This window comes from Rhizobium leguminosarum (assembly GCF_010668065.1).
Lineage (GTDB): Bacteria > Pseudomonadota > Alphaproteobacteria > Rhizobiales > Rhizobiaceae > Rhizobium > Rhizobium leguminosarum_S.
Genome location: NZ_WUEN01000012.1, coordinates 181,624 through 201,902, shown reverse-complemented (window position 1 = coordinate 201,902; position 20,279 = coordinate 181,624). Strand labels below are relative to the sequence as shown.

Below are 20,279 nucleotides of genomic sequence, written 5' to 3'. Positions count from 1 at the left end.
CTAATAGTTAGGTTTTTGCCGGCTCATGCGGCGAGATGCCGCTCGATCTCGTCGACCGGCATATTGGTATAGTCTTTCGCCACTTCCGCGGTGATCATCGCCTGCGTATCGGCGCGGAGCGCGGGCCGCAGCGCGCCAAGCGCCTTCGGCGGTGCAACGAGGACGATGCGACGGGCCTTCTTTTCCTGTACCAACTCGTCGAGCTTTTCCGCTACCTGTTTCAGAAATTCGGCTTCGGCCTGATCCTGCCAACTGGTCTCCTCGACAGCGCTGCCGCTCAGTCCGTTCGCAGCATGGGTTCGGCCAGGCTTATCGGCGCCAATCTCGCGATCCGGCGCGCTCGGCTGCGTCAGGGTTTCCAGCACCTTCAGGTTCACCAGTTGGGCATCGCCGGCATTCTGCATGATCAGAGCCTTGGCTCCATCGCAGACCACAACCCATGATTCCCAAGGGATTTTGACATCAGTCATCTTCAACTCCTCGCTGTCGTCATTCGAAGCGCGCCGTGCTTCATCGATCAAGGCACAACGCTCGGCCATTGAAAGAGTTCGGGAAAATTGCACCGAAATCGCACGGGCGGCGATCCGGTCGGCCCTTGCTGCGTAGAAAGGCCAAGCTCGGGAGATTGACGATGAAGACATCACTGCTCGCCTATGCCGGCACCTTTCTCACTCTTCTCGTCTGCGACGGGATATGGCTCGGCCTCATCGCCCGCAACTTCTACCGCGACCAGCTGGGAGCGCTGATGCTGCCCTCACCCAATCTGGCGGTCGGCGCACTGTTCTACCTGTTCTTCGCCGCCGCGGTGGTTGTACTTGCCGTGCTGCCCGCACTGTCGGCTGGCTCGATCGCCACTGCGTTTCTCCACGGTGCCATTCTGGGACTGGCGGCCTATGGCACTTATGACATCACCAATCTCGCCACGCTTCGCAACTGGCCGCTCGCCATGAGCCTGGTCGACATGGCCTGGGGCACGGCTCTGACGGCGCTGACTGCCGCCGGCGGATATTTCGCCGTCAGATTTTTTGGCTGAAACGGGAGTCTGGAGATGAAAGCCCACGTCCCGATAATGGACATCAGGCGTCCCGCTTGGGAACAAAGTTTAAACTCGTTAAAATTGTAATTTTATATTTGACGAATGAGCAAAACATTCATGTGACCTTGGTTGGAGCAAGACCCCAGCTTGAATGAGATCAAGACCAGACTTGCTCGCGATCAAGACCAGCTTGCTCGTGATCAAGACCCCAAATGTGCCCTGTCTGACGGAGAATGTGAATGACTATGCTCCGCGCTACACACCTTGCCACGGTCAAATCCGCTGTCTACGACCTGCGCTGGGAAGAGTTCAACGTCAAGCGACCCGCCCGCATCGTCGCTGTCCGGCCGTGCCTGACCGGCGTGTCGATGCGAAGCGCCGAGATCATCGATATCTCGCAGGGCGGCGCCACCTTCATCGTATCGACCACCGCCGGTCTGCCGAAACACTATTATCTCAACATTCTCGGCCTCGCCTACCGGATCGGCTGCGCCGAGGTCTATCGCCATAAAGAACGCATCGGCGTGCGGTTCATCAACATCATGGACCCCGAGGTTCTGCGCCGCGTCGTCCGCACCGATTTCATGATCGGTAACATGGAAGCAATCGACGCTCGACGCGCGCCGATCTTCCGCGCGTAAACAGGCCGACGACACGCGCGGCACTGCCGTTGCGGAAATAATCTTGCTTGCGTTGGCCGTGCCCGGGCCTATTGTTGCGCCGATTGTCAATATGTCCGGGAAACTGCCTTCGCATGTCCGCCTTTTCGCGCTTCACACCTCTTGCCAGCGCCCTGCCCTCCACAGTTCCCTTCGTCGGCCCCGAGGCGATCGAGCGCCAGCGCGGGCTTGCCGTTTCGGCGCGCATCGGCGCCAATGAGAACGGCTTCGGCCCAGCCGCTTCCGTGTTTGCAGCGATGCGCGAGGAGGCCGGCAATATCTGGAAATACAATGATCCGGAGAATTTCGCGCTCCGGGAAGCGCTTGCCGCCCATCTCGGCGTCTCGGCCGCCAATATCGCCATCGGCAGCGGCATCGACGAATTGCTCGGCCAGATCGTCCGGCTGGTGATCGAGCCGGGGGCGCCCGTTGTTACCTCGCTCGGCGCCTATCCGACCTTCAATTTCCATGTCGCCGGTTTCGGCGGCCGGCTGGTGACCGTTCCCTACGCAAACGACCGCGAGGATCTCGACGGGCTGCTCGATGCGGTGAAACGCGAGAATGCGCCGCTCGTCTATTTCGCCAATCCCGACAATCCGATGGGAAGCTGGTGGGATGCCGACAGCATCGTCGCTTTCGCCCGTGCGCTGCCCGAGACGACGCTGATGGTGCTCGACGAGGCCTATAGCGAGACGGGGCCGGCCGGTTCGCTGCCGTCGATCTCCGCGCTCATCGAGCTGCCGAACGTCGTTCGCACCCGCACCTTCTCCAAGGCCTACGGACTTGCCGGCTCACGCACCGGCTACGCGATCTCAACGGCAGGCACGGCGCAGGCCTTCGACAAGATCCGCAATCATTTCGGCATGAACCGGCTGGCAACGGCTGCAGCGCTCGCGGCGCTGAAGGACCAAGTCTATCTCGTCGAGGTGGTCGGGAAAATCCATGCGGCGCGGGAGCGGATCGGCGGCATCGCCCGGGCGAACGGCTTCGTCCCCCTGCCTTCGGCAACAAATTTCGTGGCGATCGACACAGGGCGCGACGGCGCTTATGCGCGGTCAATCGTCGACAGCCTGATAGAGCATGGCGTCTTCATCCGCATGCCTGGCGTGGCGCCCCTCAACCGCTGCATTCGCGTCAGCGTCGGGCCGGAGGCGGATATGGCGCTGCTCGAAGAGACGCTGCCGCAGGTGCTGAAAAAGATCGGCCGATAAAACAGAAGAACCGCGGCCGGTGGAGGAAATCCGGTCGCGGTTCTCTTCTCCCGGCGTCGGCCCCGTCCAAAGCGCCCCGCCAGCCCCCTCTTTTTGAGGTTGTTATTGCTGCTCTTGTCGAATTCCTGATCGGAGACGGTCTTAGTGAACCGTCATCCACTCGCGGGCGGCGCGCAGCGCTGCTGCGAGCTGCATCTTGTCCATGGCGGCGGCCACGTCGGCACGAAGCTCGGCGGCGCGGTCGTTGCCCTTGATTGCGGCGATGTTCAGCCATTTGTGGGCTGCAACGAGATCGACTTCGCAGCCGCGGCCGGTCGCATACATCAGACCCATTTCGCAGAAGACATCGGCGCTGTTGTTGTCGCCACCCATGGTGGCCGTTTCAGCATTGTGCATTTCAAAGCGTGCCATCGGTTTTATCCCTGTTAGCCTGTTTATGACTGACCCTGTTTTACCTCTAGGCCTTGCCGTCTATCGCGGCTTGCGGCCCTTTCGGTCCGGCGGGTTTGCCCCGCTCGTTTGATGGGTTCACTATGCCAAACGGCTTTCAAAAAACGCCTAAAATGCATGATTAATTTGAGACAAACAAAGTGCAAACACTTGGTAAAATTGGATTTTCGTTAAACATCGGACTCCCTGCGAATTAAGGATTTTCGAGCGGATTTTACGAAAGATTCAGATTTGAAAATAAACGGATCGTTCATCATGAAATCAGCAGGCGATCTCTTTCTAAGCTGGACGAACGGCTTTTTCTCGCGTTTTTCAGCCGGTCAGCTTGATAGCGATTGACCTGTTTACCTTTACGTTCGCGTCAGTTATTTTCGCGGCGATCAGGGACATCATGGAGGAAAAGATGATCCGCAGCTTCGTTCTCGCCGGCGTCATAACAGTCATCGCGGGTATCGCGCATGCCGAGGAGCCGATCGTCGGCAACTGGAAGACGGCCGCCGGCGATACGGCGGTGATCGCATCCTGCGGCGGCAGTTACTGCGTGACACTGAAGACCGGTAAATATGCCGGCCGGAAGATCGGCACGCTTGCGGGAACCGGCGGCAGCTATGCCGGCGAGATCACCGACCCGGCCGCCGAGAAGACCTATAGCGGCTCGGGCAAGATTTCCGGCAATTCGCTGAGGATGCAGGGCTGCGTGATGAAGATCCTCTGCAAGTCTCAGACCTGGACGCGGCTCTGAGAGAACGCGGGGCGGATAGCGGGTAACGGCCGGGATGTGTTAGAGTGTACACAGCTCAACACAGGAGTTTTCGAAATGGCCGGCAGCACGACCATGACGATTCGGATCCGCCCCGACGTAAAAGAAAAGCTCGACAGGATTGCGGCCGACACGCAACGCAGCAAATCATTCCTCGCCGGCGAGGCCATTGCGGCCTATGTGGAGCGCGAGCTTGAAATCATCGAGGGTATCAAGCGCGGCATGGCCGATGCGGAAGCCGGGCGTGTTATCCCGCACGATCAGGCTGTCGCCGAAATGCGGAAGGTCATCGAGGATGCCAAGCGTAGGAAGACCCCGCGCGGATGAGGCCGGTTCTTTGGTCGAAGCAAGCACATCAGGATAATCTGGAAACTCTGCGCTACATCGCGAAGGACAATCCCGATGCGGCCGAAAGGGTCGTGGACGCCATCGAGGATGCCGGCAAGAAACTTGGCGAATTTGCAACCGGTCGGCCAGGACGAATAACTGGCACTTATGAAAAATCCCTGACCCGGCTCCCCTACATAATTTCCTATGAGCTGCGGCCTATCGCGGGACGCGAAAGCGTCGTCATCTTGCGGGTGATCCATACCGCGCGGGATTGGCCGGCCGAAGAATAACCGAACCAACTTATAAGCGTACCGCAACGCACCTGCGCAGCCATCCTCCAGAACGCCAAGCATGTCGACGCCGGCATGCCTCGAAACCCTTGGCGACCGGCCCGAGCCGGCCCGGCAAGCTGAACGGCGGATGAACCGGCATCTCAGCACTCATTCAGCCACCGCATGGCAAAACTCATGTCACGATAGAGTTGCGTATCGGGGGCAAGGCAATGAACCACTATATTCTGGCAAGACGCCTTAGCATCATCACACTGTTTGCGGCGATCTTCGCGGTCACGTTTTCGGCAGTCGTTGTGCACGAAGGCGGCGGCGGCGCGCAGTCGCATTTTGGGGCAAGCTATACCTGCCTGGAGAGAAACGGCAGCTTCTGCGCGCCCGCGGTGCGGTGAGTAAAGCGCATCGCGATGCGCTTTGAGTCTTTGGTTTATGCATGTCGCCGTCTCAAAACCGCTGCGCACGTTGGACAAGGGGCATTCGCACCAGACGCGCAAGAAGATAAAAAATCAGAATCCGCCGGCGCGCGTCGTTTGCTTGTCAAGAACAACTCTCTATAATGCGTCATGAACAAACGAATCTCCCTTTTGTCGCCCCTCGACATATCCTCTCCACCGCCTTTCCAGCCTCAGAGCTTCGATGATCCCGCCAAGGCGGTCGAGACACTGACAGCGCTTTATGAGCGCAATACGGCGTTTCTCATCCAGAGCTTCGCCGAACTCGCACAGGGCGCGCCGATCTCCTCGCGCTACCGCGCTTTTTATCCACAGGTCAGCATCGAAACGACAAGCTACGGCCATGTCGATTCGCGACTTTCTTACGGTCATGTCACGGCACCCGGCATCTACACGACGACCGTCACCCGGCCGAAGCTCTTCAAGCATTACCTCAAAGAGCAGCTGTCGCTGCTGATGAAGAGCCATAATGTTCCGATCGTCGTCTCAGAATCGTCGACGCCGATCCCGCTCCACTTCGCCTTCGGCGAAGGTGCACATGTGGAAGCATCGACCAACGCCTTCATCGACGTTCCGATGCGCGATATCTTCGACACGCCCGACCTCAACACCACCGACGACGAGATCGCCAACGGCGAATATATCCCGCCGCCGGGAGAGCCCTCGCCGCTTGCACCGTTCACCGCGCAACGCATCGACTATTCGCTCGCCCGGCTGTCGCATTATACGGCGACGCATGCCGAGCATTTCCAGAATTTCGTGCTGTTCACCAACTACCAGTTCTATATTGACGAATTCTGCGGCTGGGCGCGCAAGCTGATGGCGGAGGGCGGCGGCGACGGCTATACCGCCTTCGTCGAGCCCGGCAATGTCGTCACCCTGCCCGGCTCGAACGCGCCGGAAACGGATGCCGCCCTCACCCGCCTGCCGCAGATGCCGGCCTACCATCTGAAGAAGAAGGGCCATGCCGGGATCACCATGATCAATATCGGCGTCGGCCCCTCCAACGCCAAGACGATCACCGACCACGTCGCCGTGCTGCGCCCGCATGCCTGGCTGATGCTTGGCCATTGCGCCGGGCTACGCAACAGCCAGCGGCTCGGCGACTATGTTCTCGCCCATGCCTATATGCGTGAGGACCATGTCCTCGACGACGACCTGCCGGTCTGGGTGCCGATCCCGGCGCTGGCCGAAGTGCAGGTGGCGCTCGAAGCCGCCGTTGCCGAAATCACCGGCTATGAAGGTTTCGAACTGAAGCGCATCATGCGCACTGGTACCGTCGGTACGATCGACAACCGCAACTGGGAACTGCGCGACCAGCGCGGGCCGGTGAAGCGGCTCTCCCAGGCGCGCGCGATCGCGCTCGACATGGAATCGGCAACGATCGCCGCCAACGGCTTCCGCTTCCGCGTGCCCTATGGCACGCTGCTCTGCGTCTCCGACAAGCCGCTGCACGGCGAATTGAAGCTGCCGGGCATGGCAACGGCCTTCTACCGCACGCAGGTCAACCAGCACCTGCAGATCGGCATCCGCGCCGTCCAGAAGCTTGCCGCCATGCCGAAGGAAGCGCTGCATTCACGCAAGCTGCGCAGCTTCTTCGAAACGGCCTTCCAATAGGCCGTTTCCTCATCTACCCGTCACGACAGGCGCCGAGCCCTCGGCCAGCATCTGCGGCCTGCCGGCGGCAAGGTTCAGCCCTGATATCAGCAGGGTGAAGGCCACCACGACGAAAGCGATGCGCAGAAGAGCCTTCAGCGCATCGGCATCGTCGAGTACCACCAGCTGACGCTTCTCGTGGCGGCGTGCCCAGATCTGGCTTGCCAGAGCGATTTCAAGAATGCTCATTTCCATTCTCCTCGACGGGTTTCGATGAAGCCTTGTCGAGTGCTGCCTTGCGATTTCGACACCTCGTCCGCACAAATTTTTTCGCGACGCTGTCGAAATGCATGCAGGTCGTTCGTCCATGTTTATGGGAACCGGGCAAGGAGGCTGCCGCGATGAAATATCTCTGTCAGGTCTGGTTCGATGACGGGGTGCTCGACGCCATGACGCAAGAGGAGAAGACCGAACTCGACACCAATTCCTTGAACTATGACAAGGACCTCGTCGAAAGCGGGCATATGATCGTCGCCCAGGCGTTGCAGCCGCCAAAAACGGCGGTGACCGTACGGGTGCGCAATGGCGAGACGTCGGTGACGGACGGTCCCTTCGCCGAGACGAAGGAGGCACTCGGCGGCTTTATCCTGATCGAGGCCAAGGATCTCAACGAAGCGATCCGCATTGCCGCGGGCATCCCGCTCGCCAGGCTCGGCGCGATCGAAGTGCGGCCAATCCACGAATTCGGAGCTAAGTGAGGAGAGACCAATGAAATTTCTATGCCAGATCTGGTTCGACACGGAAAAAAGCAAGCTGGTCCCTCAGACCGAATGGGATGCGCTGACACAGGAGTGCATCATCAGCGACAATCGCTGGCGCGAGAGCGGTCATCTGCTGGTGGCGCTCGCCTTGCATGACCCGTCAGCAGCGATCACGGTCCGCCTCCGCAATGGCGACGTCTCTGCGACCGATGGCCCATTTGCCGAAATCAAAGAGCACCTGGGCGGTTTTGTGCTGATCGAAGCCGAGAATATCGACGAGGCGAAGACGATCGTGTCGAGTTTTCCGATCCTCAAATATTGCTCGATCGAAGTGCGCCCAACTTACGCTATCCAGGATGGGAAATAGTCATGCGCTACATCTGCCTGATTTATAACAGCACCGACACCGACGGAACGCTGACGCCTGATGAAACCAACGAACTTATCAAAGCGCATTTCGCTTTTGATGAGGAGCTGTGCCGCGAAGGCATCATGATCCACTCCGATGCCTTGGAGATGCCTGACAAGGCGACCGTGCTGCGCGTTCGCAACAACACGCTCTCCGCCACGGACGGCCCCTATGTCGAGACGAAGGAGCATCTGGCCGGCTTCTACGTCATCGAGGCGCCGGATGTGATGAAAGCCAGGGAGATTGCCGGACGGATCCCGTCGGCGCGTTTCGGCGCGGTCGAACTGAGGCCCGTGCGGATACTGACCCTGCCGGATTGAGGTGCCCCTTTGGAAAGTGTGATCGAGGAGATCTACCGAACGCAGTCGCGCCGGGTGCTGGCGACGCTGATCCGCCTGCTCGGCGATTTCGACCGGGCGGAGGAGGCGCTGCACGACGCCTTTACCGCGGCCGCCCGGACATGGCCGGCGGACGGCATTCCCGGCAATCCCTTCGCCTGGCTCGTTTCCACTGGGCGCTTCAAGGCGATCGACACGATCAGGCGGCGGACGCGTTTCGGCGCTTCGCAGCATCATATCGAGGACAGCCTCTACACGCCCGATGCAACGGAGATCGGCGACATGGAACCGATCGAGGACGACATGCTGCGGCTGATCTTCACCTGCTGCCATCCGCTCATCCCGGCCGATGCGCAGATGGCGATGGCGCTGAGGGAAATCTGCGGACTGACCACCGAAGAGATCGCCCATGCCTTCCTCATTCCGGCGCCGACGGTGGCCCAGCGGATCGTGCGCGCCAAAGGCAGGATCCGGGCGGCGAAGATCCCCTACGAGGTGCCGGGCCGCGAGGCGCTGCCGCCGCGGCTCGACCGGGTGCTGCACGTCATTTACCTCGTCTTCAACGAGGGCTATTCGGCCTCTTCGGGCGAGGACGTGGTCCGCGCCGACCTGACCGCAGAAGCGATCCGTCTGGCGCGACTGCTTCTGGCGCTGCTGCCGCATCCCGACGTCTCCGGCCTGCTGGCCTTGATGCTGCTGCAGGATTCCCGCCGCACTGCCCGTAGCAGTGAGGAGGGATCGCTGGTGCTGCTTGCCGATCAGGATCGCTCGCTCTGGGATCATGCGAAGATTGCGGAAGGCCTGGCGCTGCTCGCCGCGGCGATGGAAGCCGGAGAGATCGGCACCTATACGCTGCAGGCGGCGATCGCCGCCGAACATGCCCGGGCACCGGCTGCCGAAGAGACAGACTGGCGGCGGATCGCCTTTTATTACGATCTGCTTCTGGCGGCACAGCCCTCCCCGATCGTCGTGCTCAACCGCGCCGTGGCGATTGCCATGGCGGAAGGGCCGGCGAAGGGGCTGGAACTGGTCGATGCCATTCTGGGACGCGGGGAGCTGCAGGCCTATCACCTCGCCCATTCGGCGCGCGCCGATTTCCTGCGCCGTCTCGGCCGGAGGCAAGAGGCGATCGCCGCCTATCAAACGGCGCTGTCGCTCTGCCGGCAGGAGCCGGAGCAGGCGTTTTTGAGAAAACGGATTTCAGAGCTTGCCGCGGCGTCCGAGCGGTAGTGAAATCGCCGTTCCCGTCAGCGCCGAGACAATGATGAGCAGGTGGGCATTGACGCTCGCCTGTGCCAGTGCGGCAAGGGCCAGCCGCTCGCTGGAGGCTCCCAAGGCGATGGCGCCGGCGGTGATGCCGGCCGGATAGGTGCCGACGCCGCCTGGCGCATGCATCGGCAGCACGGAGGAGAGCTCGCCGCCGAGCGCGCCGCCGAAGCTTGCCGCCATCGGCAGCACGCCCATCAGGCCGAGCGCCCATGCGAGCACCATCACCTTCACCAGCCAGTTGACGATGGTCATCGCCCAGGCACGCGCAAAGGCGATGGCATCGAGCGGCAAGCCGTTTTCGATCTCGGCGACGAATTTCTGCGCCTTGTTCGGCAGCAGTCTGGCGGCCAGGCGCAGCAGCGGCTTGCGGGCGGCGAAGGCCGCGACCGGCAGCAGCAGGAAGACAGTCCAGAGCGACCAGGCAATAGCGGCATCGGCTGAAGCGATCGCAAAGCCGATGCCGGCGGCGGCCAGAAGCGCGTGCAGGTCGAGCAGCCGCATGACGAACAGCGCCGAGGTTCCGCGCGTCAGCGGAATGCCGAATTCGGTGCGCATCAGCAGCGGAAAGCTGGTCTCGCCGGCGCGGAAGGGCAGCATGATGTTCAGCAGATTGTGGATTTGCGTGACGCGGAAGAGGACCGCGAACCGGCCGGCTGTCTCGTTCGGGAAATAATCATAGATGCGCCAGGTGCGCAGGAAATAGGTGCTCGTCAGCAGCACCAGCGCACCGATCACCGGACCCGCGCCGACATCGGCCCACTGCCTGATGATAACGGGCCAACCCCAGAACCATTGGATGAAGAGGCCATAGGCTGCGACGATGACGACCGTCAGAACGGTCATGCGATTGCGCATAAACCAGGATTGCCGGCTTTCAACGATCGAACTCTTCATGTAGTAGGCATTCCTCGCTTGGCTTCGGCATAGGCAGCGGTTCGCCAGGCCTTTTAGGAGAAATGAAGGTTGCGCACAACGGCGGAGTTGATGGCGGTGCCCCTCTACGCCGACGATCCGAGCGACCGACTGGTAGATGACGGCGCCTCGCCGGTTTGACGTGGAGATCGATGTTGGAGCGGATTACCAGAAGCATTACGAGCGCAAGCATTTTTCTGGCGGCCTATTTCCTGCTGAACATCGCGCTTCGCATCGCCTTGCCGCATACGCTCGATCTCGACGAGGCGGAGCAGTCCTTCTACTCGCAATACCTGCTTGCCGGATATGGCCCGCAGCCGCCCTTCTACAACTGGATCCAATATGCCATCGTTTCGGTGACCGGCATATCGATGTGGGTGCTCTCGGTGCCGAAGAACATCATTCTCTTCGGCTGCTATCTCTTCTACGGGCTTGCTGCCCGTGAGGTGCTGAAGAGCCGTTCGCTCGCAGCCGTCGCCATGCTGAGCCTGATTACCCTGCCGCAGGTCGGCCTGATGGCGCAGCGCGAACTGACCCATACGGTTGCCCTGCTGTTTGCGACCTCGCTCTTCCTCTTCGGTTTTTTCCGCACGCTGCGCCAGCCGACGATCGGGAGCTATCTCCTCATCGGCATCGCCACGGGCATCGGGCTCATCTCGAAGTATAATTTCGCCATCCTGCCATTTGCTGCCGTCGTCGCCGTGCTGCCGGAGCGGGAATGGCGCAGCCGTCTCATCGACTGGCGTTTGCTGCCGGCCGCCGTCCTTGCCATTCTGATCGTGCTGCCGCATGCGCTCTGGCTGCCTGACAATCTCGCCAGCGCCTCTGCGCCGACGCTGGAGCGGATGACCGCCGAACACCTGGCCCCGGCCGGCCTCCCCCGCATCGGGCAAGGACTGCTGTCTCTCCTCATCGCCGTCCTCGGCTTCGTCGCATTGCCGATCGTTCTGATCGCGGCCGCCTTCCGGCGCGACTTCTTTCGCGCGCTCTCCTCTTCCAGCCCGATGATCCGGGTGATCGAGCGGATGATGGTCATCAGCCTGATCGCCTTCGTCGGCGTGGTCCTCTTCGCCGGCGCGAGCGATATCCACGAGCGCTGGCTCGACCCATGCCTGCTCGTCCTGCTGATCTATCTGTTCCTGAAACTGGAAACCGCAGACCTCGATCTTTCCGCCGGTCTTGCGCGCTTCCGGCCGGTGGTGCCGGTCTTCATGGTCGTCATCCTGTCGATCCTTCTTTTCCGGATCGTCGGCATTCAATATATCGGCACTTATACGAGAACGAACGTACCCTTTTCCGGCTACGTTGCTGAATTGACCGCGACCCGCAAGCCGGTTCTGATCGTGGCGGGAACCAAGTTCGTTGCCGGCAACATGCGGCTAAAGTTTCCCGACGTTCCCGTCGTGATCCCGTTCTTCCCCGGTCCCGGAGTTCCCGAATATGCTGACGCGAAGGGGCCGGTGCTGGTTATCTGGCGCGGCGAGACCGCAGATGATCCAACAATTTCCCCCGGCTTCGCCAATGACCTCGTCAAATCGGGCATTCATCTGCCAGAGTTGAAGACGCTGACGCTGCCCTATCTCTTCGGTGACGGCAAACGCAGCTTCTCCATTGGTTACTCCTGGGTGGACGGCGGCGCGAAATAGCGCCCCGGCAGATCAGCCGATTGCGGGAAACCGGCATTGCCCGCTGGCAACCGGCGGACACTTCATGTAGTAGCCTTCCGCAAGTGCGGCGGCAGCATTAAAGATTGCTCGGCCGTCCGGCCTTTTGGAGATGAAAGTTGCAGACAACCGTAGAGCCCATTCGCGGTACGAATGATCCGGTACAATCGCTCGAACTGTCGCTGGTCGTGCCCATTTTCAACGAAGAGCAAAGCGTCGGCCCGCTCGTCGAGCGTGTCGCGGCTGCGATGGTCAGCTACCCCCATCGCTGGGAGCTGATCCTTGTCGACGACGGCAGCACGGATGCGACGCTCGTCAACGCCCGCAAGTATGTCGGACGCGAGGGGCTGGCGCTCAGGATCGTCGAGCTGCAGCGCAACTTTGGCCAGACAGCCGCCATGCAGGCCGGCATCGATACCGCCCGTGGCCGTCTGATCGCGACGATGGACGGCGACCTGCAGAACGACCCGAAGGACATTCCTTCGATGGTCTCCGAGCTGGAACGGCGTGAACTCGACCTCTTGGTCGGCTGGCGCAAGAACCGCAAGGACGGCCTGTTCCTGCGCAAGATCCCCTCCTGGTGCGCCAACTACCTGATCGGCCGCATCACCGGCGTCAAGCTGCATGATTACGGCTGCAGCCTGAAGATCTACCGTGCCTCGATCATCAAGCAGGTGAAGCTGATGGGCGAGATGCACCGCTTCATCCCCGCCTGGGTCGCCGGTGTCGTCCCGAGCTCGCGCATCGGCGAGATGGCCGTCACCCACCATGCCCGCGAGCACGGCGTTTCGAAATACGGCATTTCGCGCACCTTCCGCGTCATCCTCGATCTGCTGTCGGTGATGTTCTTCATGCGCTACAAGGCGCGGCCGGGGCATTTCTTCGGTTCGCTGGGTCTCGGCCTCGGCGCGCTCGCCATGCTGATCCTGCTCTATCTCGGCTTCGACAAATTCATCCTGGGCAACGACATCGGCACGCGACCGATGCTGATGGTCGGCGTCGTGCTGCTGCTGTCGTCGGTACAGATGATCACCACCGGCATCCTGGCGGAAATGATTGCGCGCACCTATTACCGCGACGATGCCTCTCCGAATTATATCGTGCGGCAGATCTTCGACGATCAAAGCCAAGCCTAAGCCGGCAGCACGATGCTGGAGCGCGCGACGAGGACGATCAGAACCGCGGGCCTGCTGCTTGCAGCCTATTTCGTGCTCAACATCGCGCTGCGCATCGCGCTTCCGCATTCGCTGGAGCTCGACGAGGCCGAGCAATCCTTCTTCTCGCAATATCTGCTGGCCGGCTACGGTCCGCAGCCGCCCTTCTACAACTGGATGCAATATGCCGTCGTTTCGGTGACGGGCATGTCGATCGGCGCGGTGATCGTTCCGAAGAACATCCTGCTGTTCCTGTCCTATCTCTTCTATGGCCTTGCCGGGCGGCGCGCGCTGAAGGACGAGGCGCTTGCCGCTATCGGCATGCTGGCGCTGATCACGCTGCCCCAGGTCTCCTACATGGCCCAGCAGGATCTGACCCACACGACGGCGCTGCTCTTTGCCAGCTCGCTGTTTCTCTACGGCTTCTTCCGTACGCTCGACCGGCCCGATATGGCGAGCTACCTGCTGCTCGGGCTTGCGACCGGCATCGGGCTGATCTCGAAATATAATTTCGCGCTGATGCCTGTCGTCGCCTTGATCGCCATCCTGCCCGATGCCGAATGGCGGCGCCGGGCGCTCGACTGGCGCATGCTGGCCGCGATCACTGTTGCGCTCGTCATCATCCTGCCGCACGCGATCTGGCTGCAGGGCAATCTCGCATTCGCCTCCTCCGACACTCTGGTCAAGATGGCCGCCGGCAGCGAACCCGCCGGCGCCGTGCGGATCGGCAAAGGCCTTCTCGCCTTTCTCGTCGCCATCATCGCCTTTGCGGCGCTGCCGGTGGTGATCTTCGCCGCCACCTTCCGCCGGGATTTTGTCCGGGCGCTTTCGGCCGGCAACCGCTGGACTGCGATGATGGAGCGGATGATGCTCGCAAGTCTTGCCGGCATCGTTCTGATCGTGCTGTTCACCGGCTCGACGACTGTTCGCGAGCGCTGGCTCGACCCGTTCCTGCTGGTGCTGCCGATCTATTTGCTTGCGAAGATGCAGGCTGCCGGGCTCGACCTTTCCGTCGGACTGCGCCGCTTCCGGCCGGTGTTGCCGGTGCTGATGGCTTGCGTGCTGATCGCACTCGGCTTCCGCGTCGTCGGCGCCGGGCTGATCGGCACTTACAGCCGGCCGAATGTGCCGATGGCGGGTTTTTCGCGCGAGATGACGCGAGAGGCGCAGCCGGCGCTGGTGATCGCTTCCGACACCTATATCGGCGGAAACATGCGGCTGCAATTTCCCGATGTGCCGGTGGTGATCCCGGATTTTCCGACACCCGGCATTCCGGCCTATGCCGAGGCCAAGGGGCCGGTGCTGATCGTCTGGCGCGGCAAGAAGACGGCGACGGCTGCCGATGCGGTCATGCCGGAGCGTTTTTCCTCGGCGCTGACGGCGGCTGATATCGCGCTGCAGGAGATCGGCTCGCTGTCGCTTCCTTATTATTTCGGCCGCCAGGGCGACAATTTCGCGCTCGGCTACGCCTGGGTTCGGCCGGAGACCAGATAGAATGACCGAGAGCAGCCGTCGCGACATCAGTTGGATCTTCGCCCTGCTGGCAGCCTATTTCGCGCTTCAGGTCGGCGTGCGGCTCGCAACCTCGCATTCGCTCGATCTCGACGAGGCCGAACAGGCCTTTCGCTCGCAATGGCTTGCCGCCGGCTACGGCCCACAGCCGCCCTTCTACAACTGGCTGCAATACACCGTCTTCCAGTTTGCCGGCGTCTCGCTGACCGCCCTTTCTGTGATCAAGAACCTGCTGCTGTTCATCTCCTATCTGCTGTACGGCCTGACGGCGCGGCTCGTGCTGCGGGACAAGGCGCTGGTGGCGATCGCCACGCTCGGGCTGCTGACGATCCCGCAGATGGCTTTCGAGATGCAGCGCGACCTGACGCACACGGTCGCGGTGTTCTTCTCGGCCAGCATCTTCTTCTACGGCTTCATCCGCAGCCTGAAGCAGCCGAGCCTTGCTTCCTATCTGATATCAGGCATCGGCATCGGTTTCGGCCTGCTTGCCAAATATAATTTCGTGATCCTGCCGGCGGCAGCCCTGATTGCCGCGCTTTCGGATGCGCGCCTGCGGCCGCGGATCTTCGACTGGCGGCTGGTGCTGACGGCGGCGGTGGCGCTCGTCATCACCCTGCCGCATCTCTTCTGGCTGAAGGACAATCTCGATTTCGCCACCGCACGCACGCTGGAGAAGATGACCGCGAGCGGCGACGCGAGCTATCTCACGCAGGTCGCCATGGGCGTCAGCTCACTCGCCCTCGCCACCATCAGCTTTGCCGCATTGACCGTGGCGGTGTTCGCGATCGTCTTCGGCAAGAGCCTTCGTCCGGCGCTCGGCTCCGGCTCGGAATGGACGCGGCTTCTCGAGCGGATGATGCTCGTCTTCTTGGCCGGCATTCTGCTTCTGATCGTCTTCGGCGGCGCAGCCGGCATCAAGGATCGTTGGCTGGTGCCGATGCTCTTCATTCTCCCGCTCTATTTCTGCCTGAAGATCGAGGCCGCAGGCGTGGAGACCGGCAAGGCGTTTCGGCGTTTCATGCCAGTCGTCGCCGTCATCATGATCGGCGTGCCGGCGGCCCTTTACGGGAGCGTTGCGACTGCGCGCTTTAGCGGTCATTACGAGCGGCTGAACAGGCCCTATGCCGGCATGCTGGAAACATTGCGCAAACAGGCCGAACCGGCGGCGATCCTTGCCGGCGACAGCCTGCTCGCCGGAAACCTCAGGCAGGATATTCCCGGTGTGCCGATCCTCTCGGTGGATTATCCAGGCTTCAACCCGGATCTCTCCAGCCGACGACCGCTTCTCCTGGTGTGGCTCCTCCCCAAGGGCGGAAGCGAAGCGCTGCCGCCGGCCATGGCTGAATGGCTGCAGGCCAATCTCCGCACGTCCGCACCTGAGGCGTCGGTGATCGACGTGCCCTATTTCTATGGGCGCGGCGACGACCGCTACCGTTTCGGCTATGCCTGGGTCAATCAGCCTGGCTGAGCGCAATCAGGATTTCAGCTCCTTCCAGGCCAAATCTAGCGCCAGCCTGGTAATCCTCGCCATCTCGTCCACCTCGGCGTGGCTGATGACGAGAGGCGGCGAGGCGAGCATGCGGTCGCCGGTGGCGCGCAGCACCAGACCGTTCGCCAGCGCGTGGTTGCGCACCAACGCACCGACCTGATCGGGCTTGGCATAACGAGTGCGCGTGCTCTTCTCGGCGGCAAGCTGCAGTCCGCCCATCAGGCCGATGCTGACGGCTTCGCCGACCAGATCATGGTCTGCGAGCTCTGCCCAGGCCCTGCCGAAATAGGGGCCGATATCGTCGCGCACACGTTCGACCAGTCTTTCCTCTTCGATAATGCGCAGGTTTTCGAGGGCGGCGGCAGCGCAGACCGGGTGGCCGGAATAGGTGAAGCCGTGATTGAAGTCGCCCACCTCGTTGATCAGCACATCGGCGATGCGGTCGCTGACGAGCACGCCGCCGATCGGCAGGTAGCCGGAGGAAAGCCCTTTGGCGATCGGCGCCAGATCGGGCTCGACGCCGAAATACTGGTGGCCGAACCAGGCGCCCAGACGGCCGAAACCGCAGATTACCTCGTCGGTCACCAGCAGGATATTGCGCGCCTTGCAGATGCGGTCGATCTCCGGCCAGTAGGTCTCGGGCGGGATGATGACGCCGGCGGCGCCCTGCACCGGCTCGGCGACGAAGGCGGCGACATTCTCCTCGCCGAGTTCGTTGATCTTCGCTTCGAGTTCGCGGGCAACCTTGAGACCGAATTCGGCGGGCGCGAGATCGCCGCCCTCGCCGTACCAATAGGGCTGGCCGATATGGACGATTCCAGGGATCGGCAGGTCGCCCTGCTCATGCATGTATTTCATGCCGCCGAGGCTGGCGCCGGCGACGGTCGAACCGTGATAGCCGTTCTTTCTCGATATGACGATCTTCTTCGACGGCTTGCCGACAGCGCTCCAGTAGACTCGGGCCATGCGGAACCAGGTGTCGTTCGCCTCCGAGCCGGAGCCGGTGAAGAAGATATGGTTGAACCGCTCCCCGGCATGGGAGGTGACCTTCTGCGCAAGCAGCGTCGCCGGCGTCGAGGTCGTGCCGAAGAAGGTGTTGTAATAGGGCAGCTCGTTCATCTGCCTGGTGGCGGCATCGGCGATCTCGCGGCGACCATAGCCGATATTGACGCACCAGAGGCCGGCGAAACCATCGAGATATTTCCTGCCGTGATTGTCGAAGATGTAGACGCCCTCGCCGCGCTGGATGATACGCGCGCCCTCGGCATTCAGCTTCTTCATGTCGGCGAAGGGATGCAGGTGGTGCGCGGCGTCGATCGCGGCAAGGTTCGAGGGTGGGTAAGTATCGGGCATGATTGGTAAAGACCCTCGCGGATTGAAAGGCTGATGTCGATGGGATAGGAGCTTGGCCTTGTCCCGGAGGATTTTCAAGGTCATGGCGAGCGACAGGATGGACGGCAAGACGAAAGGCGACGACCCGCGTTTCGAGATCCTGATCGTCGGCATGAACGGCGACCTGCGTGGCAAGCAGCTTCCGCCCGGCGCCGAAGACAAGGTCTGGGCCGGCGACATCCGCCTGCCGACCTCGACGCAGTCGCTCGACATCTGGGGCGACGATAATGACGACATCACCGGCCTGTCGCTGACGATCGGCGATCCCGACGGCAAGGTCATCCCCGACCGGCGCAGCCTGGCGCCGATGCCCTGGGCGCCCGAGGGCTCGATGCAGGTGCTCGCCACCATGCATGAATTCGACGGCAGCCCGAGCTTCATGGATCCACGCGCCATCCTCGCTTCGGTGTTGGAGCGCTATACGGCGCGCGGGCTGACGCCCGTCGTCGCCACCGAGCTGGAATTTTACGTGATGTCCGGAGACTGGCGTGAGACCGGTCGCCCCTGCCCGCCCGAAAGCCTCACCTATCGCGGCGAACCGAACGGTTTCCAACTCTACGACATGAGCGCCGTCGACGCGCTCGATGGCTATTTGCAGACGCTGAGGGCCTATGCGAAGGCGCAGGACCTGCCGGCGGATGCGACGACGGCGGAATTCGGTCCGGGCCAGTTCGAGGTCAACCTGCTGCACCGCGCGGATGCGCTGGCAGCCGCAGATGATTGCCTCTATCTCAAGCGCATCGCCGAACAGGCAGCGCGCCGGCACGGGCTGAAATCGACCTGCATGGCCAAGCCCTATTCCGAACATGCCGGCTCCGGCCTGCATGTGCATGCGAGCATCATCGACGGGCAAGGCCGCAACATTCTCGATGCCAAGGGCGGCGAACCGAAGATGCTCAAATCGGTGATATCAGGCCTGCTCGACTCCATGCGCGCGGCGCAACTGATCTTCGCTCCCTTCGCCAATTCCTACCGCCGCTTCCAGCCGGGCTCGTTTGCGCCTGTGGATCTGACCTGGGGCAGCGGCCATCGCGGCACGGCGATCCGCATCCCCGACAAGGATGGCCCGGCCGCACGCATCGAACACCGCGTCGCCGGCGCCGACGCCAATCCCTATCTGCTGCTGGCAGCGATCCTCGGCGGCATGCTCGCCGGTCTCGATGGCGAACTCGACCCCGGCGAAGAGACGACGCCCTCGCACATACCTGCGAATACGACGCGACTGACGCATGATTTCCTCAGCGCCGTCGATACCTTCCGCACCTCGCCCTTCATCGCCGATATCTTCGACGCGCGTTATCAGGCGCTCTATGGCGATACCAAGCGCAAGGAAGCGCTTGCGCATCTGCGCACCGTCTCGGATTTCGACTACCGCACCTATCTGCCGCGGCTCTGAAATTACGCGGCGGCCGACTTACGCAGCGAGCCGACTTACGCAGCTGGCCGACTTACGCAGCGGGCTCGCGGCGTTCGTCCGCATTCACTTGAGCGGCGAGACCCTGCTTGACGAGAACCTTCAATTCGCCTGGATGCAGCCGGATCGAGACGTCGCGTTCGAGCGGCAGCAGCTCGCCGTCCATGACGCAATTGGCCTTGGAGCGCAGTTTCGGGAAATGCAGGTGCACTTCGGCCGGGTGCATCACCATGACATCGGCATTCTCGCGGACCTTGCCGCGCAGCATGTCGATGGCGAGACGGGCGACACCGAGGGGTTTCAGCGGATTTGCCGTGTAGAAGCCGAGTTCGCCGCTTCGCAAATTGTCGGCGTAGAGCAGTGCGTTCTCACCGAACGGATTGTTGGAGACTGAGATCGCCGACACCCTGCGGCGCTCGCGCATGCCGATCGCCTCGAACTCGACCTCGAATTCCGGCGGGTTGAAGATGACGCCCAAAGCCGCCTTCGTGCTCGCCCGTATCTTGCCCAGCCGGGACCGATAGCTGTAGGCGTTGCGGTAGCGCACCATGCGGGCATGCAGGCCGGCGGAAAACTGGTGGATGAAGGGCCGGCCGTTGGCGCTGGCGATATCGACATTGTCGACCTCGCCGGAGGCAAGCACATCGAGCGCCTGCCAGATATCGAGCGGCACACGCAGCGAGCGGGCAAAGAGGTTCATCGTGCCGGCCGGCACGACGCCGAGCGCAATTCCGTTCTTCCAGGCGATCGATGCCGCCGCCGAAATCGTGCCGTCGCCGCCGCCGGCAACGATACCGTCGATATCGTCGCGCTTGGCCGCCCGCTCCATCGCAGGAACGATTTCCTTTCCTGAGAAGACGATGGCGTCGAAATCGTGCCCCGCTTCGCGGAAAGCCGTCTCCGCCCTTTTTTCATAGGCCAGCATGTCGGTGGTCTTGAAGGTCCCGCCGTCGCGATTGAAAAAGCCTACAAGCTTCATAAGAGCTCCCGTCCCTGGCGCGGAAATGCTCCTGCCTTGCCCCTGAGATGGTTGCGGTATCGCCGATTTCAAGCGCAACCTTCTTTCCTGACAAAGGGCAGAAATGCAAAAATTGCAATAGACGTATGCACATAGCAGGACGCTGCACTGCAAAAAATGCACTCGACGGCAGCCCGGACCTCACGGATAGATGCTCTATCGG

The 20,279-nt window shown here is 61.8% G+C and carries 23 protein-coding genes; 17 read left to right on the top strand and 6 right to left on the bottom strand.

Annotated elements, in window-relative coordinates:
• Positions 1–23: 23 nt before the first annotated feature.
• A complete protein-coding gene (locus tag GR198_RS27495; RefSeq protein ID WP_029871490.1) occupies positions 24–470 on the bottom strand; it encodes a baeRF12 domain-containing protein in 447 nt (148 codons plus the stop codon).
• A gap of 161 nt (positions 471–631) precedes the next feature.
• Here GR198_RS27495 and GR198_RS27490 point away from each other — a divergent pair, with 161 nt between their 5' ends.
• The 3 genes from GR198_RS27490 (at position 632) to GR198_RS27480 (ending at position 2,906) form a co-directional block, all read left to right on the top strand.
• Positions 632–1,033 carry a DUF2177 family protein gene (locus GR198_RS27490; protein ID WP_029871491.1) on the top strand — a complete coding sequence of 134 codons (402 nt, stop codon included), beginning with the start codon at positions 632–634 and terminating at the stop codon, positions 1,031–1,033.
• A gap of 242 nt (positions 1,034–1,275) precedes the next feature.
• Positions 1,276–1,677, top strand: a complete 402-nt coding sequence (locus GR198_RS27485) for a hypothetical protein (RefSeq protein ID WP_003546879.1) — start codon at positions 1,276–1,278, stop codon at positions 1,675–1,677.
• Positions 1,678–1,790: 113 nt separating this feature from the next.
• The gene (locus GR198_RS27480) at positions 1,791–2,906 is read left to right on the top strand and encodes a pyridoxal phosphate-dependent aminotransferase (RefSeq protein ID WP_029871492.1); all 1,116 of its coding nucleotides are present in this window, start codon (positions 1,791–1,793) and stop codon (positions 2,904–2,906) included.
• 141 nt (positions 2,907–3,047) lie between these two features.
• Here the strand turns inward: GR198_RS27480 and GR198_RS27475 are convergent, their stop codons facing one another.
• A complete protein-coding gene (locus GR198_RS27475; RefSeq protein ID WP_003546876.1) occupies positions 3,048–3,317 on the bottom strand; it encodes a sel1 repeat family protein in 270 nt (89 codons plus the stop codon).
• 442 nt (positions 3,318–3,759) lie between these two features.
• Between GR198_RS27475 and GR198_RS27470 the strand changes: the two genes are divergently transcribed.
• The 5 genes from GR198_RS27470 (at position 3,760) to GR198_RS27450 (ending at position 6,805) form a co-directional block, all read left to right on the top strand.
• Positions 3,760–4,098: a DUF2147 domain-containing protein gene (locus GR198_RS27470; RefSeq protein WP_029871493.1), complete on the top strand. Its 339-nt coding sequence runs from the start codon at positions 3,760–3,762 to the stop codon at positions 4,096–4,098.
• Positions 4,099–4,173: 75 nt separating this feature from the next.
• Entirely contained in the window at positions 4,174–4,443 is a 270-nt protein-coding gene (locus GR198_RS27465; RefSeq protein ID WP_029871494.1) for a CopG family ribbon-helix-helix protein, read from the top strand.
• Complete coding sequence (locus GR198_RS27460) at positions 4,440–4,736, top strand: type II toxin-antitoxin system RelE/ParE family toxin (protein ID WP_029871495.1); 297 nt, start codon at positions 4,440–4,442, stop codon at positions 4,734–4,736. Before GR198_RS27465 ends, GR198_RS27460 begins: the two co-directional genes overlap by 4 nt.
• A 212-nt stretch (positions 4,737–4,948) precedes the next feature.
• Complete coding sequence (locus GR198_RS27455) at positions 4,949–5,128, top strand: hypothetical protein (RefSeq protein WP_029871496.1); 180 nt, start codon at positions 4,949–4,951, stop codon at positions 5,126–5,128.
• Positions 5,129–5,299: 171 nt separating this feature from the next.
• Positions 5,300–6,805, top strand: coding sequence for an AMP nucleosidase (locus GR198_RS27450; protein WP_029871497.1), 1,506 nt, complete (start codon positions 5,300–5,302; stop codon positions 6,803–6,805).
• A gap of 9 nt (positions 6,806–6,814) precedes the next feature.
• Here the strand turns inward: GR198_RS27450 and GR198_RS27445 are convergent, their stop codons facing one another.
• A complete protein-coding gene (locus GR198_RS27445) occupies positions 6,815–7,033 on the bottom strand; it encodes a hypothetical protein (RefSeq protein ID WP_029871498.1) in 219 nt (72 codons plus the stop codon).
• A gap of 152 nt (positions 7,034–7,185) precedes the next feature.
• Here GR198_RS27445 and GR198_RS27440 point away from each other — a divergent pair, with 152 nt between their 5' ends.
• Genes GR198_RS27440 through GR198_RS27425 form a run of 4 tightly spaced genes read left to right on the top strand, consistent with a single transcriptional unit; the run spans position 7,186 to position 9,522 of the window.
• Positions 7,186–7,542 carry a YciI family protein gene (locus tag GR198_RS27440; RefSeq protein ID WP_029871499.1) on the top strand — a complete coding sequence of 119 codons (357 nt, stop codon included), beginning with the start codon at positions 7,186–7,188 and terminating at the stop codon, positions 7,540–7,542.
• A 10-nt stretch (positions 7,543–7,552) separates the two neighbouring features.
• Positions 7,553–7,912: a YciI family protein gene (locus GR198_RS27435; RefSeq protein ID WP_029871500.1), complete on the top strand. Its 360-nt coding sequence runs from the start codon at positions 7,553–7,555 to the stop codon at positions 7,910–7,912.
• A 2-nt stretch (positions 7,913–7,914) separates the two neighbouring features.
• Complete coding sequence (locus GR198_RS27430) at positions 7,915–8,274, top strand: YciI family protein (protein ID WP_029871501.1); 360 nt, start codon at positions 7,915–7,917, stop codon at positions 8,272–8,274.
• Between the two features lie 9 nt (positions 8,275–8,283).
• Positions 8,284–9,522, top strand: coding sequence for an RNA polymerase sigma factor (locus GR198_RS27425; protein ID WP_164069828.1), 1,239 nt, complete (start codon positions 8,284–8,286; stop codon positions 9,520–9,522).
• On the opposite strand, the gene GR198_RS27420 is transcribed toward GR198_RS27425, so the two are convergent.
• Positions 9,493–10,455, bottom strand: a complete 963-nt coding sequence (locus tag GR198_RS27420; RefSeq protein ID WP_003546855.1) for a lysylphosphatidylglycerol synthase domain-containing protein — start codon at positions 10,453–10,455, stop codon at positions 9,493–9,495. The genes GR198_RS27425 and GR198_RS27420 overlap by 30 nt on opposite strands.
• A 170-nt stretch (positions 10,456–10,625) precedes the next feature.
• Here GR198_RS27420 and GR198_RS27415 point away from each other — a divergent pair, with 170 nt between their 5' ends.
• The 4 genes from GR198_RS27415 (at position 10,626) to GR198_RS27400 (ending at position 16,271) form a co-directional block, all read left to right on the top strand.
• Positions 10,626–12,119 carry an ArnT family glycosyltransferase gene (locus GR198_RS27415; protein ID WP_029871503.1) on the top strand — a complete coding sequence of 498 codons (1,494 nt, stop codon included), beginning with the start codon at positions 10,626–10,628 and terminating at the stop codon, positions 12,117–12,119.
• 137 nt (positions 12,120–12,256) lie between these two features.
• Entirely contained in the window at positions 12,257–13,273 is a 1,017-nt protein-coding gene (locus GR198_RS27410) for a glycosyltransferase family 2 protein (protein ID WP_003546851.1), read from the top strand.
• Positions 13,274–13,285: 12 nt separating this feature from the next.
• Complete coding sequence (locus tag GR198_RS27405; protein WP_029871505.1) at positions 13,286–14,785, top strand: ArnT family glycosyltransferase; 1,500 nt, start codon at positions 13,286–13,288, stop codon at positions 14,783–14,785.
• A gap of 1 nt (position 14,786) precedes the next feature.
• Positions 14,787–16,271, top strand: a complete 1,485-nt coding sequence (locus GR198_RS27400; RefSeq protein WP_029871506.1) for an ArnT family glycosyltransferase — start codon at positions 14,787–14,789, stop codon at positions 16,269–16,271.
• 6 nt (positions 16,272–16,277) lie between these two features.
• On the opposite strand, the gene GR198_RS27395 is transcribed toward GR198_RS27400, so the two are convergent.
• The gene (locus GR198_RS27395; RefSeq protein ID WP_029871507.1) at positions 16,278–17,645 is read right to left on the bottom strand and encodes an aspartate aminotransferase family protein; all 1,368 of its coding nucleotides are present in this window, start codon (positions 17,643–17,645) and stop codon (positions 16,278–16,280) included.
• Between the two features lie 82 nt (positions 17,646–17,727).
• On the opposite strand from GR198_RS27395, the gene GR198_RS27390 reads away from it, so the two are divergent.
• Positions 17,728–19,080, top strand: coding sequence for a glutamine synthetase family protein (locus GR198_RS27390; protein ID WP_029871508.1), 1,353 nt, complete (start codon positions 17,728–17,730; stop codon positions 19,078–19,080).
• Between the two features lie 52 nt (positions 19,081–19,132).
• Here GR198_RS27390 and GR198_RS27385 read toward each other — a convergent pair whose 3' ends face one another.
• Complete coding sequence (locus GR198_RS27385) at positions 19,133–20,077, bottom strand: diacylglycerol/lipid kinase family protein (RefSeq protein WP_011651163.1); 945 nt, start codon at positions 20,075–20,077, stop codon at positions 19,133–19,135.
• Between the last annotated feature and the right edge of the window lie 202 nt (positions 20,078–20,279).